Genomic DNA, 21,222 nt, shown 5'->3' on the forward strand with positions numbered 1-21,222 from the left:
CTTTTTATGCTTTTATACAGTTAGTTCAATTTTTTCACAGATATTCCGAATCAGGCGGTTGTAACCGGTTATATTTTTCAGCCATTCCAGCACAATGGACACTGCCAGAGAAATTCCCAGCAGTACCAGAACATTTACCACAAAATGACCAAAGGAATAAATAAAATCACTCCAGAAATAATGTCTTATAAATGTATGTATCAGAAAAATATTCATGGAATGTTTTCCAAGGAATAACAGTACCTGGCGGATTCCCGGGATCACTGTGATAAACTCGCTGCAAAATGCGATCACAATAATCGGAAAAATCCCCCAGCGGATCTCATTATATACAGATCCCGGTAATTTCCCATATACTTTGTACAGAACAAATAATATCAGCACCTCCAACAAAAATTTCATGATCTTCTTCGGTCCCCGGTTCCACACCTGCAGCCACCGGTCAGCCAGCTCATACTTTGCTGCACACATTCCCATAAGAAATACAGGAATAAAAGAATATACATTGGTTTCTCCCATGATCTTCAGTGATAGCATATGGGGAACTGCCACAACCAGCGCAAGGATCATCGGAAGACAGTCTTCATTTTTCATGACCAGTGGAACCAGGATCACAAAGATCACCGCAGCGCTCATATACCACCAGGTTCCATTCATGGTTACTGTACCAAACAGGCTATGAAGCCCCAGAAAATCAAGCCCCATAGCTGCCAGACCTTCGATTCTGCTTCCGCCTGAAAAATATACTTTTGATACGTATCCGAACATGCCCTGAAAAATAGCCGCAGATAAGATCCAGATGATCCAGAACCCGGACATGGTTTTGACCAGCCGGCCGGCAGTCCATCTCACAGGCGCAGAGTGCTTCTTACGATAACTTAAATATAGTCCGTATCCGGAAATAAAAGCATAGATCGGCACACAAATCTTAAATACACTGCACATATAGATCATGGTATCATCCGCAAATGGCGCAAAAGATACCGTAAATCCCTCAAAGCGCTTTCTTGAAAGATACTGATGATGAAACAGCATCATCACTATGGCAATCCCTTTCATCGCCTGGGAAGTGTATTTATCAAATCGGACTGTTTTTTCCTTTTCCAAAATTTTCTCCTTTATATTACATGTTTTCCATGATTTTTTTGTATACCCGCCTGCAGCAGTTACGGTCATTAAATGCAAATGTATCATCCATTCGCTTCAGATATTTCTCTTTTATCTGACAGTCAGAAGCCATATATTCAATGATCCGTTCTACCGTTCCTTCCAGTGTATCTTCCACCTCTCCAAATCCGTCCCTCTCATAATCAAAATATCCCTCTGTGTAGGAATGGGAACCGCTGAAAAAGCTCTCTCTGTCAAACTGTGCATACACGATCGGCTTCCTTAAATACGCAAAGTCAAATGCAACCGAAGAATAATCCGTGACCATCAGATCTGTCTGCGCAAAAATCTCTCTGTAGGAACTGGAGCTATCCAGAAATTTCACCCTGGGATCTCTTCGGAACAGATGCAGTCCATCAACAGTATTCGGATGTGGCATAAAGCAGATAGTGTAACCATATTTTTCAGAAGCTTTCAGAAGCTTTTCACTGTTCAGAAGATCATTATAAAAGCAAAAATATTCACTGTGGACGAATTCTTCTCCAAGCTTCCACACACCTCTGTCATCGGTTCCGGAGGAAAGACTTTTTCGCCAGGTAGGCATAATCGTCACGTATTTCCGTTCCGCATGGACCAGCCTGTCAAATCTTGGCATACCAGTAAGCCATACATTCTTTGCCGGATAATAGTAATCATAATTGAATATGGAATCATACTCCTGCTTCGTATTTACCACAAACCCAAACAGATTCCGGTTATATTTATTCAGCCACTGAGACTGATTATCTTTCGTCACTCCATGCTGCAAAAATACCAGTTTCTTATTGTACATCAGATCCCGGTAAAGATACTCGAAACTTCCAAATGGATTCACTACGGTCTTATTTGCCTGAGAAGAAAGAGAAAGATCATTCAGAAGAAACAGGATTTTGTGATTCCAGGAAAAAGGCTCCACAATTTTTCCAAGTTTCACCAGTTCCCGGCTCTCCGGTGTATTTTTACTGATAACAAAATATGGTTTCACCCCGGAAACCGGATTTTCACAGACATAGCGGAACATAACCTCTCCGTTATCATCTCCCCGGTTGACTCGATCCGAGAACAGCCAGATCTGTTTTTTCTTCCTTGCACGTTTCCATGCACAGAGCCAGCGTACAAAAAAGGCTTTTTTTCCGGGAAGTCCCTGTAACAGTAAAGCACGGTCACGTTTCCATCCAAGTATCAGGGTCCTGCCTATTCGATAAGGTTTTACACAGATCTCATATTGCTCCTGGATTTGATCTTCGTTCTGTTCTTCCAGTGAAGAAATGGATCTTTTTTTTCCGGCAGGCAGCAACAGCATTCCCCTTACATGCAGAAAAAGAGGAACCTCTTTGGCAAATGGTGTATATTTTCCGTAAGAAACATTATACATCTTCCTGATATGACCCTGCTCTTTTTCCGCCCAGCAAACAGAATCGTGAATTCCCCCATAAGGAATATCCACCAGATACAGCTTCTCTGTCGCTGTTTCCTTCCTGCACCACCCGAATCGATCCAGTGTATATCTCCAGACTGCTTTATATCTTCGTTCTCCGGTTATCATGCAGAACTCCCGGTTCCTCATCCATGGTTCCACAACCGAAAACTCACAGTGTATTCCCTCATCTGTAAGCTGGAAAATCCTGACATTCAGCTCATCCTGTTCTGAATCCATAACAGCCTCTGTCTGTCTGGGATATCTTTTATTTATATCCGGAAAATATTTATGAAGCAGATAAAGTTTATTTTCTCTTCCTATGTGATGGCTGAATATGATAAGTTCCGGAAATTCCAGATGTTTCAGAAATTCATCAATATTTCTTTCATAGGAAATCAGCTCCACATGTTCCGGATTCCGGAATATCACTTCTGCCAGTTTTGTATAATAATACAGAAGCACATAATCACCATTCTTCACAAACCGGATTTTTCCCTGCTTTCTGTATTCTTCAAGCCTTTTCAAAAAACGCTCGTAAAACATCCCTGTCTGCTCAGTATCCTGTATAAGATTCTCCCATTCATCCCTGATAAAATGCTCCGCAGGAATCTGCACCCGGGCATTTTCCCCGGAAATTACCGAAATTTTCCCGCAGGATACCGCATTTCTGTATACCATTTCCATGATATCCAGATACCAGGTATCCTTTCTGATTTCTTTTGTCCATTTCAGTTTTTCTGTAACAAATGTATATGCCGGATACATCTGATGCAACAGACAGGCATGATCGTCCAGTGTTGCATCTTTTCCAAAAGAGTCACAGTAATTATTATGCTCTTTTACCGGCAAACTGTCTTTTCCGTCAATTTTTATCACAGCTACATCACTGCCTTCTTCCTGAAAGCAGCGCTGCAGTTCCCGGAATGCCTCTTTTGAAAAACCATTTCCGCCTCTTACAAATGTAATATAAGTTCCGGTAATCTGACTGTAAAGTTCACTGGCAATATCCTGACACTCTGATCCGTCAATATAGATCAGTTTCGGATCTTTCAGCATTTCCCGAAAACGCTTATCTTTCATTTGAAATGGACCAAATTTCTCATCCATCGCCTGTGCCTGAAGAGTTTTCTCCTTTTCTCCAAGAAGCTGCAGTTCTTTCAGATCACTCTGGCTGAACTGATCTGCATTCCCTTCCACACGTACCGCCAGGATCTGTATGGTATCTGCCAGTGGATTCTGTTTTATATTTCTGTATGTTCTGTATAATCCTGATGTATTTTTAGCAAAAACAACAACTGAAAAATCATCTTCTCTGGTCATATTTCTCCCATCTTATCCATTCCCGGTACAGACAACTCTTTCTACCGCTTATTTATCCAGGCATCTGCGTAGAGAACTGATCTGCTCAAAAATTTATATCTTTTCTTCTTTTTTTCAGCTTACTGGGAATGTGCGCTCTGACAATCGCTTCGTAAATACGTTTGCTGTTATTGTGATCCCGGTACGGAAGAAGAGTATCTCTTCGCTTTGCATATTCCGGTTTCTCCTGGAAGTTGTTTTTCGCATAGGATTCTATGGTATCCAGAAGCTCCTCTTCTGTCCATGCCAGATCCCCGAAAACATCTTTTCTGTAATCTACATAACTTCCGTGGGCCTTCTCGTAAGTTTCCAGATCAAAAGGATAAAAAACTACCGGTTTCCCCTGATAATAAACTTCCCAGGAAACAGAAGAATAATCTGTGATCAGCATATGACAGCTCATCAGAAGCTGGTTTAACGGCACAGTTCCAAAGGGGATCAGCCGGATGTGTCTGTCCTCCGTATAAAAGTTTCCGAGACGCTCCCGAAACTTGGCATGAATATAAAAATTCAGCGTGATATTCTCTCTTTCCAGGATCGTCCTCAGCCGTTCATCCTGCAAAAGTGTTTCATATCTCTGATAATATTCACTTTTACGGAATGCTTCTTCACTGATATCTTCCAGCCAGTTTCTCCACGTAGGCATCAGAAGGATCTCTTTATGTGCAGGGTCCGACCGGTCTTCCAGAACATCCCATCTGGAAAAGCCGGTTACAATCACTTCTTCCTTATCATAACCGAAATATTTCTCTATGATCTTCTGCTCCGGTTCTGAAGTTACCACAAACAACGCCATCTGGTTTCCACAGTTTTTGCGATAGGTTTTATGGCACTGTTTAAATGCGGTGACACCATGCTGCAGAAAAATAATATTTTTTCTGGCCTGATACTGAAGCTTATAAACACTGATCGGAGAATCCCAGATATAAAAATGCCGGATCGCATCTGTGGAAATAAGATACTGAGCCGCACTGAGATAGATCATGTATTTAAATGACATGAACTGGATCACATTCGGTTCATATTTCTTTACAGCCTGATAATCCGGACTATTTTTATCTATTACATAAAGGATCTTTTTTCGTTGTTCTTCCGGTACCTGTTCCATACAGTACCGGAAGAAATAAAAACCGTTGTCCTGTGCCATCGTGCAGTATTTCTCGCCTACAAGCCACAATTTCTTATGGTCCCAGTAGGGCTTCAGGATAAAATAACACAAAAGAGCCAGAAATTCTTTCATAAGGAACAGATAGCTGTCGTATTTTCGGTCATATTTCCGGTATTGAAGATTAAACTGCCGCTTCCCGTTGACAAAGGGATAGATCATATTTCCGCCATTTGTTCTTGTCCATCTTGGAAAAAAGATCAGTTTCAGTTTCAGAAATATACTTAATCCACCCAGGATCGCATCATAAGTTTCCCCACTGCCGCTGTCAACAACAGCCACAACATCCCAGAATGCCCGCTCCATAGGATAGGCATTTACATTGATCTCCGCCCGATAGACAGTTCTGTTTCCTCTGGATCTCGTGTGTAGTATAAACGGATAGCTGACATCCATGATCTCATTTCGCAGTTTCAGTTTCAAAGACCGGATCTGTCCCTTTTCCTCCGGCAGTTCAAAACAGATCTTTATGGTTCCTTTTTTCAGGGAAAATCTTTTGGTTTTTACTTTGATCTCAGCCGAAGCTTCCTTGAAATCCTGCATATTTCCACCTGTATCGCTTATTGCTCTGACCAGTCTCCATTATCATCCCAGATAATGTCTCCGTTTCCGCCATCGCTGCCGCTGTCATCGATCACTTCGTCTCCGTTTCCGCTGTTATCACCGTCATCTACATAACCGCCATCATCGCTGTTATCGGAATCGCCGCTGTCTCCATTGTCATAATTATCATTGCCGTCATCACCGTCACCATTGTCATAATTTCCGTTATCACTGCTGTCATCACTTCCATCGTCTCCGCCGTCGTAACTTCCATTATCACTGTTATCGTAATCACTGCTGTTATCACTGTTATCTGTGCTGCTGTCAGAAGAAGAATCGGTTGCATCAGAAGAATCCGTTGTACTGTCTGTAGAATCTGTGCTGTCTGTATTCTCACTGTTATCCGTTTCCACATTTCCCTGTGTGCTCTTCTCGCTCTTCTCGCTGAGACTCATATAAGTCAGATATGCAGATCCGTTGTCGATCATCAGCTTCGCACTCTCCATATCTCCCAGTTCCACACTGTAGATCTCATATGCGTTTCCGTCTCCATCCACGATCTTCATATCATAAATAGCATCTGTGGCGGATTCCGGTGTGTAATACATCTGTACCTGTTCTGCTGCCTTGATCGTAGACTCTGCCGGAACCAGATTCTTACCCCATTCTGATCCACCGGCTGCACGGAGATAGATCTCTCGCACTTCACCCTTGGTGCTGTTTGAGAGATAAACAAATTTCGCGGTACTTGTCTTCACACCAATAAGCTTCGGTGCCGGTGTTGAAGTCGGCAGCGGACTGGCTGTTGCCGGTGTTGAAGTCGGTGCGGCTGTCGGAACCGGTGTCGGTGTTACTTCCACGGTGTCTTTTGATGAGCTTCCGCATCCGGCTGCGCTCAGTGCTGCAGTTGCTGCCAGTGCAATCATAATTTTCTTATATTTCATAATAATTACCTCCAGAATTACTGTTTATACATATTTGTTTTATGCAAGTAACGTTTTTCCGATAAAATATCCGAGAACCAGGATTCCAAGAATGATTCTGTACCATCCAAATGCCTTGAAATCATGTTTCTTGATATATCCCATCAGGAATTTGATCGCCAGGATAGATACCACAAAAGATACCAGTACACCTACGATCAGGATGATCAACTCTGTAGAGCTGAAGGCAAAACCGAATTTCACAAGCTTCAGAAGACTTGCGCCAAACATAACCGGAATTGCCAGGAAAAAGGTAAACTCAGCCGCAACAGTACGGGAAGTTCCGGCGAGGATTCCTCCGATAATAGTAGATCCGGAGCGGGAAGTTCCCGGGATTACGGAAAGCACCTGGAAACAGCCAATGATCAGCGCCGTTTTAAAGGTAAGATCCTCCAGGCTGGTACAGGCTGGTCTGCGACGTTTATTGTAATTCTCGATCACAATAAACAGAACACCATATACGATCAGTGTGATCGCAACTACAACATAATTATAAAATTTCTCTTCAATGATATCATTAAATGGAAGTGCGATGATGATCGTCGGCAGACATGCTACCAGGATCTTGACCCACAGGATCCATTTCTCCTTGTCACAGTATTTCTCCACAAATGTAAGGATTGCTCTGGATACTGCCGGCTGTTTACGCAGTGCCATCTGTGTTTTTTTCGGGATTTTTCTTATGTAAAAAGGCCACAGCTTACTCCAGTACAATACGACAACTGCCATGATCGCACCAAGCTGGATGACAACCAGGAAGAATTCCATAAATGCATCAGATACATTCAGCTTGATAAATTCATCTACCAGGATCATGTGGCCGGTACTGCTGATGGGAAGCCACTCTGTAATTCCCTCCACGATACCAAGAAGGATAACCTTCAGCAATTCTATAAAGCTCATACAAACTCCTTTCGTAATTTACGTCCAACGCAAGATAAGGACAGAGCCGGCATGTAAACAACGGCCCCGTCCTTATCAGTATATTACATATTTTGCAATTCGTAAACTTTGAAATTTCCATTTCACAAAATTTACGCTTTTTTTACATTTTCATGACCTTTAGCGATTATCAATCTTCGCGATGTCTACCAGAGTCAGATTGTTCAGGTCTGTGTTCTCAAGACTTGTAACCAGCGCCTCTGCAGTGTCAAGGCTTGTAAGTACGTTAACGCCTGTCTCGATAGCATTACGACGGATGACGAAACCATCTTTCTGATGCTCAACGCCCTGTGGCGGTGTATCGATGACAACATCGATCTTGTGGCCAAGGATCAGGTCCATCAGGTTCGGAGACGGCTGCTCCAGCTTGTTGGTACGTGTTACCTTGATTCCGTTCTCAGTCAGGACATTTGCAGTACCTCTTGTTGCGAAGATACGGTATCCCTGAGCCTCAAATCTCTTGGCGATCGGAATAATATCCTTTTTATCCTCATCTTTCACAGTGATGATCATCTGTTTGTGTTTCGGAAGGCGAATTCCTGCTCCGATGAATGCTTTGTAAAGAGCCTCATTGAAGGTCTTTGCAATACCAAGGCACTCACCTGTGGATTTCATCTCAGGTCCAAGGCTGATATCTGCGCCTCTGATCTTCTCGAAGGAGAATACAGGCATCTTGATTGCGAAATACTCTGCCTCTTTCTGAAGTCCCGGTGTGTAGCCAAGCTCTTTGATCTTGTGTCCAAGGATGACTCTTGTTGCAAGAGGAACGATCGGGATTCCTGTTACCTTGCTGATATACGGTACTGTACGGCTGGAACGTGGGTTAACCTCGATAACATATACATCCTCGCCTACAACGATAAACTGGATATTGATCATACCGATCACATGAAGTGCCTGTGCAAGACGACGTGTGTACTCGGCAATGGTATCTTTTGCTTTCTGGCTGATGGTCTGTGCCGGATATACGGAAATACTGTCTCCGGAGTGGATACCTGCACGCTCGATGTGCTCCATGATTCCAGGGATCAGGATGTCCTCACCGTCGCATACCGCATCGACCTCGATTTCTTTACCCATGAGATATTTATCAACAAGGATCGGATGCTCCTGTGCGATCTGGTTGATGATTCCGATGTACTCTTCCACATCCTCATCGCTGACAGCAATACGCATTCCCTGTCCTCCAAGTACGTAGGACGGGCGGACAAGTACCGGATATCCCAGCTCGTTGGCAGCTTTTTTCGCCTCTTCTGCTGTGAATACGGTGTGTCCCTTCGGTCTCGGAATCTGGCATTTCTCAAGGATGGCATCAAAGAGTTCTCTGTCCTCTGCGGCATCTACGTTCTCAGCAGATGTTCCAAGGATCTTCACGCCCATCTTGATCAGTGCTTCGGTAAGCTTGATGGCTGTCTGTCCACCGAACTGAACAACGGCTCCGTCCGGTTTCTCGATATTTACAACATTCTCAACATCTTCCGGTGTCAGTGGCTCGAAATACAGTTTGTCCGCGATATCAAAGTCTGTACTTACTGTCTCCGGGTTGTTGTTGATGATGATAGTCTCGTATCCTTCTTTTGCAAATGCCCATGTACAGTGTACGGAGCAGAAGTCGAACTCGATACCCTGTCCGATACGGATCGGTCCGGAACCAAGTACCAGGATCTTCTTTTTATCTTTGGTCTCGATTGCTTCGTTCTCTGTCTGATCATCGCCATATACAGAATAATAGTATGGTGTCTCTGCCGCAAACTCTGCCGCACAGGTATCTACCATCTTATATGCTGCACGGATGCCGTACTCTTTACGCAGCTCTTTGATCTCGGCTTCTGTCTTGCCTGTGAGATCTGCGATGATGTAGTCCGGGAACTCCATTCGTTTTGCTTCCAGAAGAAGGTCTTTGTCCAGTTTCTGGGTCTTCAGAGCCTGCTCCATCTCAACAAGGATTGCCAGCTTGTCGATGAACCAGATATCGATCTTGGTGATCTCGTGAAGTTTCTCCTGGGAAATATTTCGTCTCAGGGCTTCTGCGATCTTCCAGATACGGCGGTCATCCACGATATTCAGCTCGTCCAGAAGTTCCTCATCAGAAAGATGGGAGAAATCGTAGGACATCAGACTGTCTACGTGCTGCTCCAGGGAACGGATGGCTTTCATTAAAGCACCCTCAAAGTTATGGCAGATACTCATAACCTCACCGGTAGCTTTCATCTGTGTGGTCAGTGTACGTTTTGCTGTGATAAATTTATCAAATGGCAGACGCGGGATCTTAACGACACAGTAGTCCAGCATCGGCTCGAAGCTTGCGTATGTTTTGCCTGTGATGGCATTCGGGATTTCATCCAGTGTGTAGCCCAGTGCGATCTTGGCCGCAACCTTGGCGATCGGATAACCGGTAGCCTTACTTGCAAGTGCGGAAGAACGGCTTACACGAGGGTTAACCTCGATGACACAGTACTCAAAACTCTCCGGATGAAGGGCGTACTGTACGTTACATCCACCTGTGATACCAAGTTCTGTGATGATGTTAAGCGCAGATGTACGAAGCATCTGGTACTCTTTATCTCCAAGTGTCTGGGAAGGCGCAACTACGATGGAGTCACCGGTATGGACACCAACCGGGTCAATGTTCTCCATGTTGCAGACTGTGATGCAGTTTCCTGCGCTGTCTCGCATTACCTCGTACTCGATCTCTTTCCATCCGGCGATGCATCTCTCTACAAGAACCTCGCCTACACGGGAAAGACGGAGACCATTCTCAAGGATCTCACGAAGCTCCGGCTCGTTGTGTGCGATACCGCCGCCGCTTCCGCCAAGTGTGTATGCAGGACGGAGAACAACCGGATATCCGATGGTCTGTGTAAACTCCACACCATCTTCTACGGTTGTAACGACCTTGGATGCTGCAACCGGCTCGCCGATCTTTTCCATGGTATCTTTGAACTCCTGACGGTCCTCAGCCTTACGGATGGTAGCTGCTGTGGTACCGATCAGTCGTACGTTGTGTTCTTTCAGGAAGCCTTTCTCCTCAAGCTCCATGGCAAGGTTCAGTCCTGCCTGGCCACCCAGTGTAGGAAGTACACTGTCCGGTTTTTCTTTGAGGATCAGCTGCTCTACGACCTCAACAGTCAGAGGCTCGATGTAAACTCTGTCTGCGATGTCTTTATCTGTCATGATGGTAGCAGGATTGGAGTTTAAAAGTACAACCTCCATGCCCTCTTCCTTCAGAGAGCGGCATGCCTGGGTTCCTGCATAGTCAAACTCTGCTGCCTGGCCGATTACGATCGGACCTGAGCCGATCACAAGTACTTTTTTTATGTCCTTATTCCTTGGCATTATTTCTCTCCTCCCATCATCTTCATGAATCTGTCAAACAGGTAACTGGAATCCTGTGGTCCCGGGCATGCTTCCGGATGGAACTGTACGGTAAAGATGTTCTTTCCATTATATGCCATACCCTCGTTTGTTCCGTCGTTGACGTTTACAAATGCAGGATGTGCGATGTTTTTCTCCTCAAGGCCTTCTGCGTCTACTACGTAGCCATGGTTCTGGGAAGAAATATAAACTCTTCCTGTCTCCAGGTCTTTGACCGGATGGTTTCCACCTCTGTGACCGTATTTCATCTTATGGGTATCTCCGCCTGTTGCAAGAGCCATAAGCTGATGTCCAAGACAGATGGCAAAGATCGGCACATCGGAGTCATAGAGTTTCTTGATTTCTTTAATAATAGAAGTGCATTCCTTCGGATCTCCAGGGCCGTTGCTGAGCATGATGCCGTCCGGATTGTCTCCAAGGATCTCTTCTGCCGGTGTCAGAGCCGGGTAAATGGTAACCTGGCATCCTCTCTCATTCAGTGAGCGTGCGATGTTTCTCTTGGCGCCCAGATCAAGAAGCGCAACCTTCGGTCCGTTCCCCTTAAGCACTTCCTTTTCGCGGCAGGAAACCTTCTCTACCACTTTTCCCGTTGTATATGCTTTTAATCTGGGGATGATTGTATCCAGGTCATAGTTCTCGTCAACTGTGATCATTCCGTTCATGGTTCCCTTCTCACGAAGGATCTTAGTCAGTGCTCTGGTATCAATTCCTGCGATTCCCGGAATGTCGTTTTTGCTCAGAAAATGCTGAATGGTGTCTACGCTTCTGAAGTTGCTGGGAACTCGTGATAATTCGCGTACAATAAATCCGTCAATCCACGGCTTCCTTGATTCCTGGTCATCATAACAGATTCCGTAGTTTCCGATCAGCGGATATGTCATACACACCGCCTGTCCTGCGTAAGAAGGATCTGTCATTACTTCCAGATAACCGGTCATGGAAGTGTTAAAGACAATTTCACTGATGACTTCCCTTGCAGAACCAATGCTAGTTCCTGTAAATACATGGCCATCTTCCAATATCAGAAATGCTTTCATACAATCTCCCTTTCTTTGTTCTCTTATTTTATCCTAAATCTTCAAGATTGTATCACAGGAATCGTCATTTTTCAACACCATATGCAAAAAAAATGTATAAAACTAACTTAAAATATTTTTTTTGAATTTTTTTAATTTTTTTGAATTTTTCTATTGACATTATCCAATTCCTGAGTTATTATAAGTGAGCAGTCGACGAGCGGAGCAAACAAAGCGAAGTAAGCCGGTTGAAAAAATGCAGGAATGGCGGAATTGGCAGACGCGCAGGCTTCAGGTGCCTGTGGTCGCAAGATCGTGTGGGTTCAAGTCCCATTTCCTGCATTCTTTTTTATTTTATCCAAAATCAAAAGGAGCTGTTGCTTCCCGGAGGAACTTTCATCCGGAAGGCAGCAGCTCTTTTATTTTTTCCATTTTTCCTCCACAAAATACCAGGAAAAAAGTAAAACCCGGGTCCTCTCCCATTTTCGCTATGATGTAGTCAGTTCAAAGAACAACACATTTCCAAAACAAAAGGAGGACCTGATCATGAAGCCATAAATCTCAGACACCGATACACATTAACTTCATTCATATTTACAACAGGAGGAAAAAATAATGACAATTAGATTTAATACTTATGATTACGATGCACTTTTTGGCGCTTTCACAACATTTTTTATTATAATGGCTGGTTTTGCTATTTTAGTCTGGACTATTTTCTATTTTATAAAAAAATCCGATAAAAACAAACCTGTCTTCGCAACACGTGCAAAAATCCTTGAAAAAATCACAGATACTCTCTTCGTTGGATGGTATCTTGTAGAATTCGAAAACGGAGAACGTTTAAAACTCAGAACTTTCGAACCACGTAAAGTATTTTTTTCTGCAGGCGATATCGGAATCCTTCGCTACCAGGGAATCACCATTCTCTCCTTCCAGAAAGAAAACCGTCCACCAATGCGTTGAAAGGACATTTCCTATGATACATGTTCGATCTTTCCGCACTGCCGGAAAATGCCACGGATTTGACATCAGCCGGTGTCAGGATCAGATCAGAATACTTTCCGATGCCACACAGACAACCATAGTTTTATGCGACGGGGCTGGAAGCAGCCCCTATGGTGGCATTGCGGCCAGTGTAGCTGCCAGTACTCTGGCCGGAAATCTTCATCTTAATTTCGAACAGTATCTTCATGGTGCCCTTCCCGATATCCGGATGCAGCTGACCAGGACTGTGGACACTGAATTAAAAAAAATGGCAAAAGAAATGCAGATCGATCCCCGGCTGCTGGCAACAACCATGCTTGCCATTTCCATAGACAATGACGGCAGATTTGTCGGTGTTCATCTGGGAGACGGCAGCATCTTGTGGAACGTTGGCAGCAGTGATCTCCTTAAGACTGTCTCTTCTCCTCAGAGAGGAGATCAGCCAAATTCAACCTATCTGACCATGAACTGCCCGCTTTTTTATTACCTGCGCTTTTATCGCTGGACAAAACCTGGTGCCAGAAGGATCATCCTCTTATCCGATGGAATGAACGGCCTGAACGCGCCACTCACTTCCGGTATCTTTTCTGTGCAGAATCAGGATCTCCTGAATCAGAAAATGATAAACACCAGAAATTTTGATGATATGAGCTATGTGCTCTGTGAGTTAGATGCTCCCTGTTCCAGGCAATGACGTCAGTGCCCCGGCCATTTTTGCAAAATCATCCGAAAATATATGTGATATCCACCGTTTTCTCTTTTCTGTCCCCCAGGATCTGCTCCGCTTTCTCCCTCAGCTCTCTGTACCCGTAGAAAGAAATACCATAATATCTGTCGTCATCCCGTCCCAGCGCATATAGCATCTCTTTCTCAAGATCCACATAAGCATAAGGAATATCCGCATACGGGTGCAGCTGAGAATTTTCATCCACAGAATAGATATTCAGTACTCTTTCCAGCCATCCGTCAAGGGAATGGACGCTTACCTGGCCCTCTCTTGTATACAGCGCCAGATATCTGCCTTTCGGATCTGCCAAAATATCTGTTTTCTGTGCAGAATCCATATCCACCACCTGTGTGGCGATATTTTTTCCGGAAGCAAGATCCCATATCGTAACTTTTCTGTCGCAGTATACCACCAGCTGTTCATCTTCTTTAAAAAATGCCACCAGTGGTTCCTCTGCCCCATTGCGGGAAATCGTGAAAAACGGCTCTTTCTTCTCTCCGTCATACACATCGATCGATGTATCATTTATGACTGCAAAACGCTTTGTTGACGCTCCCTGAACCCGTGTTCCTTCTGTCGTCTTCTCCACAGTTTTTTCTGTCTGAATTTTCTTTTTTATATCCTGTGCCTCTGCCGGTTTCATGGATGTATCCTGCGCGATCTGAGAAATGACCAGAAACGGCGTCCCGTCCTTCATCTGAATGATCACTTTTTTATTCGCATCATATAAAAAACCGCCAACAGAACTGTCTTCCGCGGAAAAAATCTTCTGACGATCATCCATCCAGAACCGTTCCACACTTCCGTCCGCAAGGCCAAGCAGCACTGTACTTTCATTATACACTGCCAGTTTCACGATTGGATATGAAAAATCTTCTTCACATAATATGTTATATGTATTCCTGTCAATGATCATCAGATGTGTACCCAGGTTGACCAAGATCACGTCTGCCTTTTTTTCACTGTCAAACTGAAAATTTTCATATACTGCTGCATCTGCATACAGAGAATCTTCATACTGTGTCCGCAGATAATGGGTCGTATTTTCCCACACTCTTCCCTTTTCCATCTGATATATTGCTTCACGGTATCTTTTTTTATCATCGATTCCACCACTTCCAAAAGGCACGTTCTCACATTCTATGGTAAGGAATTCCGAATTACTGATAAAACGGATCACGGAAACATGATTAGCTTCCAGTGTTGTCTGTTTTCCGGTATTCAGATCAACCGTCTGAATGCCTCCGTCCCAGATATCCCCGGAAGCATAATCAAGCCAGCTGACTGCCAGAGTATTTCCGTCCGGAGAAATTGCGATGGAAGTTATATGATCCATTGCATCCACAGTCAATCTGATCTTTTCCATGCTGTCCTGGTTCAGGTCATACCGATACACATAAACTCCATCCAGAGACTCGCAGCCAAATACAAGCATTCCATCATGAAGTGCCCAGACCGGAGTTTCCAGCATGTTGTCCTCTTCTTTTAACGGAATCCTTTTTATACATTTCTGCTGTTCGATGTCTATGTAGTACACTGTGTTCTGTGAAAACAACAATATTTTTCCCTCAGAAACAAACTTTCCATCTATAAATGCAGAAGTTTCCTCCTCCAGTTTACACTTCCACTTCAAAGACCAGTCTTCCATATTGTAAAAATATGCGATTCCCGATTCATCCAGACAGAAAAACACCTTTCCATCCGGACTGCTTTCACCGATATCCGTTGTATTATTTTCCAGTTCCACCTGTCTGTCCGGCCGGAAACCTTCTACGTTTCCTTCATGATGATAACTGTACAGGGCAGAATTCAATGCATAGATCTCTTCCGGGATCACTGGTGTATCCCCTTCTTCCTGTGCTTCCAGAGCAGCCTGTAACGCTTCTTCCCGGTTTCCTTCCTTCAGAAGTTCCGCAGACAGAGCCACCTGATCCTCCGCCCGGTTTTCCATGATCCGCCGGTTCTGTTCTTCGATCCTGTGGTTTCTGTCCATGGCAAACAGGAAAAAAGCATTTGCCATCAGCACAGCCAGAGATCCAATGACTGCATATTTCTTTATGATATAATTTCTCTGCCTCTGTTTCAGGGAATCATATGTGGTTCCTAAGATTGGAGCCGCAATCTTTAACAGTACGTTTTTCTTTACATTTCGGAGCACCTGTTCCGGCGTTTCCCCTCTTGCATCGGCCGCAAGGACCTCTGCAGTCCTGTCACTGCCCAGCAGTTCCTTTGGGAAAACATCTTCCGGTTCTCCCTCTGTTACTACGGCAAGTATCCTGGATCTGTCATGAAATTCAAGAAATGTTTTTATTTCCAGATTAACCCAGGGGGAATCTTTGGTTTCAGAAGAGCAGATCACGATCAACCATCCCGAATTTTTCAGTGCTTCCCGGATCTGGAGCCCAAAATCAGAACAGGATGACAGTTCCCCTTCGTCCATAAAAACCCGTCTGATCTTTTTTATTTTATTTTTACGCATCCACGGAATGTGGAAATGTTCCAGTTTCTGCTGAAGTATTTTTGCAGCCTGGCTGTCCGTTTCCCCATGACGATAGCAGATAAACGCATCATATACAACCTGGGAAAGATCGCTTTTATACGGCTGCAGCGCATGAATAAGATCCGATACATCTGCCAGCATTTCTTCACAGGAATGATATCGCTCCTCCGGCGTTTTCTTTAACGCTTTCGAAATGATCTGATGGACTTTATCCGCCATATGAGCCGGACAGTTCAGCTTTTTCAGTTTTCTTTTTGAAAGATACAGGCCGATATTCGCAGAGTCAAGTTCCCTCTGGGTGTATCTCTTTCCGGTCAGCATCAGAAGAAGCAGGTATCCCACACTGTACAGATCTGCCTCTGCTCCCAGCCTCAGAGTTCCATCATTGTGCCCGACAATCTCCGGCGACTCGAATCCCATTGTGGAAAATAATGCTCTGTCACGAATCACAGGACATAACCCGTCCTCGCAGACAGGTCTCGCCGCTCCAAAATCCACCAGAGAAACAAGCTTATCTTCCTCTGAGAGGCTTCCTTTTATAAATACATTTCCGTCCTGGATATCCAGATGGAGAAAACCTGCTTCATGAACTTCTTTCACCGCGAATAATACCTGTTTTATGATCTGAAATGCCTGGACAACCGAAAATTTTTCTCCCTGGGAAAGATAAGATTTCAGTGCTTTTCCTTTGGATTCCAGTGATGTCATGATTGTAACAGTGTTATTTACCAGATGAAAAGTATGTCCCTCATCAAAAGAGAGCTCAACTTCCCCGGAAGCGCTGATGACGGGAATCGTTCTGGCAGCGGTATTGTAAATTTTCCCTGTTATCTCCTGCTCCTGCATCTGCATTTTTTTGACAGAATCCAGATAACGGACGGATGCCGGATCTTCTGACGCAGATACGATCTCACCATCTTCTCTTCTCTCAAAAACAAACGCAGCTGACAGCGGAAAACACTCTTTTAACGCATAGTCAATTTCACTGACTGTAATTTTCCCATCAAGATAAGATATTTTTTTACATGGGTATACAATACTTCCGCCGCCTTCTCCGATAGGTTTTCCGGTAATTTTATACAGTTCACCCTGGGATAAACGGATCCATGTTCCTTCCTGCAGTACTTTTCGCATTGTTTTTTCCTTTTTCTCATTCACACTTCTTCTACGTTTCCATATCCGGATTCCAGCCACATATCACTTAAATTCTCGGTTTTTCCATCCCATGACAGCCCCGGTGTTCCTATCTCCTCCGCCACAAGCGCATAAAGAACAAACCGGTCCAGAGGAAATGGCGGATACAGTGGTTCAAAAGAAAACATCATCAGAAATCCATTGATGCAGCTGATATAACCTTCTATTTTTTCGTATTCATCCCAGCTGTCAACAACATCTTCCAGCTGCCCGAGAATGTTTTCCATATTTTCAGAAAAATATTTTTCTTCGTTTGCTTCTGCCATTTCATAAAGTTCATTCCGTAAATCTTCATTTTCATTTCTTGAATATCCGGAAATAAAAAGATACGCAAGCAACAGTATATCTTTACGTTCAACAATGGCCGCATTGTCCGGTTTTTCCACAAAGCGTCTGATTGCTCCCAGACGGTTGCTTCTCTCATAAGCCTTACACACAAGATAAATTTCTTTATTAAATGGTATATTGTCATGTTTCGTCTTCAGACTTCCATGTGATGGCAGGCCAAGCTCCCCGGGTTCTGCAAACTGCCAGCCATGAGCACACATAAATGCTCTGGCCAGACTTCCCATATCCGGATAACCATCTTCCGCGATCTCAACTTTAACCTGGTTATCTCCGGAATTTGAAACCTTTCCGACTGCATCGTTTCTGCGGTCACCTTTGTGATATGCCCAGTAATCGTAAGTTGGATACAGTTTTACAAGATAGCGTGTCAGTTCCATCAGGTCTTTTCTTCGCTGCAGGGAGTATCCGGAATAGTAAACAGAAAGATTATCCGATACCACTTTTTTCGTTTTTTTATCTTTCTTCACGAGGATTTTTCGTCTGGTAAACTCTGGATCTACAGAATACATATATTCGATCAGTTTGTCTTCCATATCTTCCCGCTCAGATTCCGGAACACTGATACCGGCCAGTTCCGGTATCTGGTTACTGATCATTCTGGTCATGCCGATATTTCCCACAGTCTGCGTTTTCCCGGCATCTTCTGCATCCTGTGGTCTGTTCTGTTCATATTTTTTGAGTATGCTTTTAACTTTAGTCCAGTCACCCTGGGGACGCAGCATTTTACAGAACAGGCAGATACAGTCCAGCGGATTTCTTACGCTGAACGGTTCGTGTCCACAGGCAAGGAGAAATTTTGTCGTAGTATAATCATCCATATTTAAAAGGAAAGACAGTTTTACCGCAAGTTCTCTTTTTCTGGGATATTTTTTGTCACTGAGCCATTGAAACCATTCGATTGCCTTCACTACCTCGTTCTGTTCCTTTAACATATATTTTTCCAGCCTGGAACTCAGATTCTTAAGAAATTTCTCCGGCCATGGGACATTGTTATTTACGGTCAGATCTTCATAGGATTCCCCTGTTTCTTCGGAAGCATCACGCAAAAGTTCAGAAAAAGATGCCTGTATCTGCCTTCTCATCAAAAATCCGGCTGTACAGAGATTTCTGGCATCGTTCAGGCTCCTGACAACAGCCATCGGATCGTTCATCAGTTCTTCACTCATATCTGCCAGTTCTTTCGTCCATATATCCATTGATTCTTCTGCCTGTCTTGTGAGACTGTTCTCATATTGAAGGCAAGTATTTTCCATGTGTTTTCGTTTCCTTTCCCTGTAAAAAATACAGCAACAGGCTCCCTTTCTCTCAGGAGCCTGCCACATCTCAAATATTTATTCCGTTTTTTCTTCAGATTCTGTTGCAGTTTCTTCTGCTTCTTCCACCACTTCCTGCGTATCTGTTTCTTCCGAAGTCTCTGCTTCCGGAGCGGCTTCTTCAGTCTTCATCGTTTCCGTTTCTCTTCCGGATACTTCCTTCTCCGGTGTTTCTGTTTCTTCTGCTGCCTCTGTTACTTCCTCTGCTTCCGTAACTTCTGCATCTGCTGCGTCTTTCAGTTCTTCCTCTGCCTGCTCGATCACGTCAGTGGCTTTTTCTTCCAGTTCTGCTGTCGGACACGCGGCGCCGCAGTAAGGGCAGAAACTTGCTTCTCTCATTACTGCCTTATGGCAGGCCGGACAGAACTTCTCGCCCTTGCTGGCTGCAATGGCATCCCGGAAGTGATCCGCCTCCAGCATGTGCTGGCTGATCTCCTCGCAGATTGCTCCCACTTCTCCGTCAACAGCTTCTCCGTGTTCATAACGGGTGTAGATCATTTTTCCGATGTCCATCATCAGTTTTTCTGTCATACGCTCCTGTGCAGAAAGTTTATTGCGGATCTTCTGGATCTCATAGAGATTCTCCGCCTTGGAACTGAGGCCCTTCGCTTTCCGTGTCAGTGCATTTCCAAGATCATCCCAAAAACTGCTCTTCGCCATATCTGTCACGCTCCTTTTTATTTGCTTCCTGTGTTATCTTTATCCCTCCAGCAGCGTAGTTTCCTGACCACGCATCAGGATCTTCGGTCCGCCATTTCCCTGGATGTATCCTTCTGTGATCACTACCTCACCGATATTATCATCCTTCGGGATCTCGTACATAATGTCCAGCATATACTCTTCCAGAATCGCACGAAGTGCTCTGGCGCCTGTGTGACGCTCCAGTGCCTTACGTGCAATAGCATGAAGTGCTCCGTCCTCAAACTCAAGCTTTACTTCATCCAGCGCCAGAAGTTTCTGGTACTGTTTCAGGATGGCATTCTTCGGCTCCTTGAGGATCTTCACAAGCATGTCTTCTGTCAGTCCATTCAGTGTAAAGATGATCGGAAGACGTCCGATAAACTCCGGGATCATTCCAAATGCACGGAGATCATCTACAGTTACCTTCTCCAGTACATGAGGATCATTGTCATATTTATCCTTCAGATCTGCGTAAAATCCGATAGAAGCCTGCTTGTTCAGTCTCTCCTTGATGATATTCTCAAGATCCGGGAAAGCACCGCCGCAGATAAACAGGATATTTCTTGTATTTACAGTCACCATCGGGACCATTGCGTTCTTGCTGGTAGCACCTACCGGCACCTCGACCTCACTTCCCTCCAGAAGTTTCAGAAGTCCCTGCTGCACAGCCTCACCACTGACATCTCTCTGATTGGTGTTCTTCTTCTTGGCAATCTTGTCGATCTCATCGATAAAGATGATTCCGTGCTCTGCTTTCTCCACATCATTATCTGCTGCTGCAAGAAGCTTGGATACCACGCTCTCGATATCATCACCAATATATCCTGCCTCTGTAAGAGAGGTGGCATCTGCAATAGCCAACGGCACCTGAAGGAGTTTGGCAAGCATTTTTACCAGATAAGTCTTACCACATCCTGTCGGTCCGATCATCAGCATATTGGATTTCTCGATCTCAATATCATCCATGGTGTCCGTAGCAACTCTCTTATAATGATTATATACACCTACGGACATTACTTTCTTGGCATATTCCTGTCCGATCACATATTCATCCAGCGTTGCCTTGATCTTATGCGGTGCCGGGATATCTTTAAGATCGATCACCGGCCTCGGGGTTTCAGATTTCTTCTTGATCTTCTTCGCCTGATTTCCCGGATTCTGAAGACTGCTAAGATCGATCATGCTCACATTTGGCATGTTAAAAAGATCGGAATAATTTCCATTGCTCATCTGTGTATTCATAGTATCAAAGCTCTTCTGCATACAGTCTGCACAGATATGTATATTATTGGGAAGGTCGATCATCTTCCCTGCCTGACTCTCCGGTCTGCGGCATAAAAAGCAGAATTTCTCGTATTTCTGCTCCTGGTCATTGTCTTTATTATTATCAAACTGATCTGCCATAACATTTCCTTTCTGGTTTTTATAAGACGGAAGCCGGTTTCGTTTTCCGTCTTGTGTCATAATGCATATTATACCACATAATCCCGACGTATCAAATTAAGTTTTTATAAAACAGGGAG

13 protein-coding genes and 1 tRNA gene are annotated in these 21,222 nt (G+C 44.2%); 3 read left to right on the top strand and 11 right to left on the bottom strand.

The window, feature by feature from the left end:
• Window positions 1-12: 12 nt before the first annotated feature.
• From GPK81_RS07625 to GPK81_RS07655, 7 genes are all read right to left on the bottom strand, one after another.
• A complete protein-coding gene (locus tag GPK81_RS07625) occupies window positions 13-1,107 on the bottom strand; it encodes an acyltransferase family protein (protein ID WP_215706823.1) in 1,095 nt (364 codons plus the stop codon).
• Between the two features lie 16 nt (window positions 1,108-1,123).
• The gene (locus GPK81_RS07630) at window positions 1,124-3,886 is read right to left on the bottom strand and encodes a CDP-glycerol glycerophosphotransferase family protein (protein WP_215706824.1); all 2,763 of its coding nucleotides are present in this window, start codon (window positions 3,884-3,886) and stop codon (window positions 1,124-1,126) included.
• 85 nt (window positions 3,887-3,971) lie between these two features.
• Complete coding sequence (locus GPK81_RS07635; protein WP_215706825.1) at window positions 3,972-5,633, bottom strand: CDP-glycerol glycerophosphotransferase family protein; 1,662 nt, start codon at window positions 5,631-5,633, stop codon at window positions 3,972-3,974.
• A gap of 17 nt (window positions 5,634-5,650) precedes the next feature.
• Window positions 5,651-6,577, bottom strand: a complete 927-nt coding sequence (locus GPK81_RS07640) for an SPOR domain-containing protein (RefSeq protein WP_178703918.1) — start codon at window positions 6,575-6,577, stop codon at window positions 5,651-5,653.
• 39 nt (window positions 6,578-6,616) lie between these two features.
• Window positions 6,617-7,519: an undecaprenyl-diphosphate phosphatase gene (locus GPK81_RS07645; protein ID WP_174087563.1), complete on the bottom strand. Its 903-nt coding sequence runs from the start codon at window positions 7,517-7,519 to the stop codon at window positions 6,617-6,619.
• Window positions 7,520-7,678: 159 nt separating this feature from the next.
• Window positions 7,679-10,894 carry a carbamoyl-phosphate synthase large subunit gene (carB, locus tag GPK81_RS07650; protein WP_021976704.1) on the bottom strand — a complete coding sequence of 1,072 codons (3,216 nt, stop codon included), beginning with the start codon at window positions 10,892-10,894 and terminating at the stop codon, window positions 7,679-7,681.
• The gene (locus GPK81_RS07655) at window positions 10,894-11,970 is read right to left on the bottom strand and encodes a carbamoyl phosphate synthase small subunit (RefSeq protein WP_118062010.1); all 1,077 of its coding nucleotides are present in this window, start codon (window positions 11,968-11,970) and stop codon (window positions 10,894-10,896) included. The genes carB and GPK81_RS07655 overlap by 1 nt, the downstream gene beginning before the upstream one ends.
• A 237-nt stretch (window positions 11,971-12,207) precedes the next feature.
• Here GPK81_RS07655 and GPK81_RS07660 point away from each other — a divergent pair.
• From GPK81_RS07660 to GPK81_RS07670, 3 genes are all read left to right on the top strand, one after another.
• A tRNA-Leu gene (locus GPK81_RS07660) sits at window positions 12,208-12,291 on the top strand.
• Window positions 12,292-12,564: 273 nt separating this feature from the next.
• Complete coding sequence (locus tag GPK81_RS07665) at window positions 12,565-12,915, top strand: hypothetical protein (protein ID WP_021976706.1); 351 nt, start codon at window positions 12,565-12,567, stop codon at window positions 12,913-12,915.
• Between the two features lie 13 nt (window positions 12,916-12,928).
• Complete coding sequence (locus GPK81_RS07670; protein WP_021976707.1) at window positions 12,929-13,630, top strand: protein phosphatase 2C domain-containing protein; 702 nt, start codon at window positions 12,929-12,931, stop codon at window positions 13,628-13,630.
• A 28-nt stretch (window positions 13,631-13,658) separates the two neighbouring features.
• Here the strand turns inward: GPK81_RS07670 and GPK81_RS07675 are convergent, their stop codons facing one another.
• From GPK81_RS07675 to clpX, 4 genes are all read right to left on the bottom strand, one after another.
• Window positions 13,659-17,297 carry a protein kinase domain-containing protein gene (locus tag GPK81_RS07675; RefSeq protein ID WP_215706826.1) on the bottom strand — a complete coding sequence of 1,213 codons (3,639 nt, stop codon included), beginning with the start codon at window positions 17,295-17,297 and terminating at the stop codon, window positions 13,659-13,661.
• A gap of 20 nt (window positions 17,298-17,317) precedes the next feature.
• A complete protein-coding gene (locus GPK81_RS07680) occupies window positions 17,318-18,958 on the bottom strand; it encodes a hypothetical protein (RefSeq protein WP_215706827.1) in 1,641 nt (546 codons plus the stop codon).
• A gap of 78 nt (window positions 18,959-19,036) precedes the next feature.
• The gene (locus GPK81_RS07685; RefSeq protein ID WP_118062014.1) at window positions 19,037-19,678 is read right to left on the bottom strand and encodes a zinc ribbon domain-containing protein; all 642 of its coding nucleotides are present in this window, start codon (window positions 19,676-19,678) and stop codon (window positions 19,037-19,039) included.
• A 39-nt stretch (window positions 19,679-19,717) separates the two neighbouring features.
• Entirely contained in the window at window positions 19,718-21,103 is a 1,386-nt protein-coding gene (gene clpX / locus GPK81_RS07690) for an ATP-dependent Clp protease ATP-binding subunit ClpX (protein WP_215706828.1), read from the bottom strand.
• Window positions 21,104-21,222 lie beyond the last annotated feature (119 nt).

Origin of the sequence: Blautia sp. MCC283, from assembly GCF_018785565.1 — a bacterium.
GTDB lineage: Bacteria > Bacillota > Clostridia > Lachnospirales > Lachnospiraceae > Blautia_A.

What these genes read in the sequence shown, in the direction of transcription:
- GPK81_RS07680 (WP_215706827.1), bottom strand. Translation starts at nt 18,958, where the DNA reads ATGGAAAATACTTGCCTTCAATATGAGAACAGTCTCACAAGACAGGCA.
- GPK81_RS07645 (WP_174087563.1), bottom strand. Translation starts at nt 7,519, where the DNA reads ATGAGCTTTATAGAATTGCTGAAGGTTATCCTTCTTGGTATCGTGGAG.
- GPK81_RS07670 (WP_021976707.1), top strand. Translation starts at nt 12,929, where the DNA reads ATGATACATGTTCGATCTTTCCGCACTGCCGGAAAATGCCACGGATTT.
- GPK81_RS07640 (WP_178703918.1), bottom strand. Translation starts at nt 6,577, where the DNA reads ATGAAATATAAGAAAATTATGATTGCACTGGCAGCAACTGCAGCACTG.
- GPK81_RS07630 (WP_215706824.1), bottom strand. Translation starts at nt 3,886, where the DNA reads ATGACCAGAGAAGATGATTTTTCAGTTGTTGTTTTTGCTAAAAATACA.
- GPK81_RS07665 (WP_021976706.1), top strand. Translation starts at nt 12,565, where the DNA reads ATGACAATTAGATTTAATACTTATGATTACGATGCACTTTTTGGCGCT.
- GPK81_RS07685 (WP_118062014.1), bottom strand. Translation starts at nt 19,678, where the DNA reads ATGGCGAAGAGCAGTTTTTGGGATGATCTTGGAAATGCACTGACACGG.
- GPK81_RS07635 (WP_215706825.1), bottom strand. Translation starts at nt 5,633, where the DNA reads ATGCAGGATTTCAAGGAAGCTTCGGCTGAGATCAAAGTAAAAACCAAA.
- GPK81_RS07675 (WP_215706826.1), bottom strand. Translation starts at nt 17,297, where the DNA reads ATGCGAAAAGTACTGCAGGAAGGAACATGGATCCGTTTATCCCAGGGT.
- GPK81_RS07655 (WP_118062010.1), bottom strand. Translation starts at nt 11,970, where the DNA reads ATGAAAGCATTTCTGATATTGGAAGATGGCCATGTATTTACAGGAACT.
- carB (WP_021976704.1), bottom strand. Translation starts at nt 10,894, where the DNA reads ATGCCAAGGAATAAGGACATAAAAAAAGTACTTGTGATCGGCTCAGGT.
- clpX (WP_215706828.1), bottom strand. Translation starts at nt 21,103, where the DNA reads ATGGCAGATCAGTTTGATAATAATAAAGACAATGACCAGGAGCAGAAA.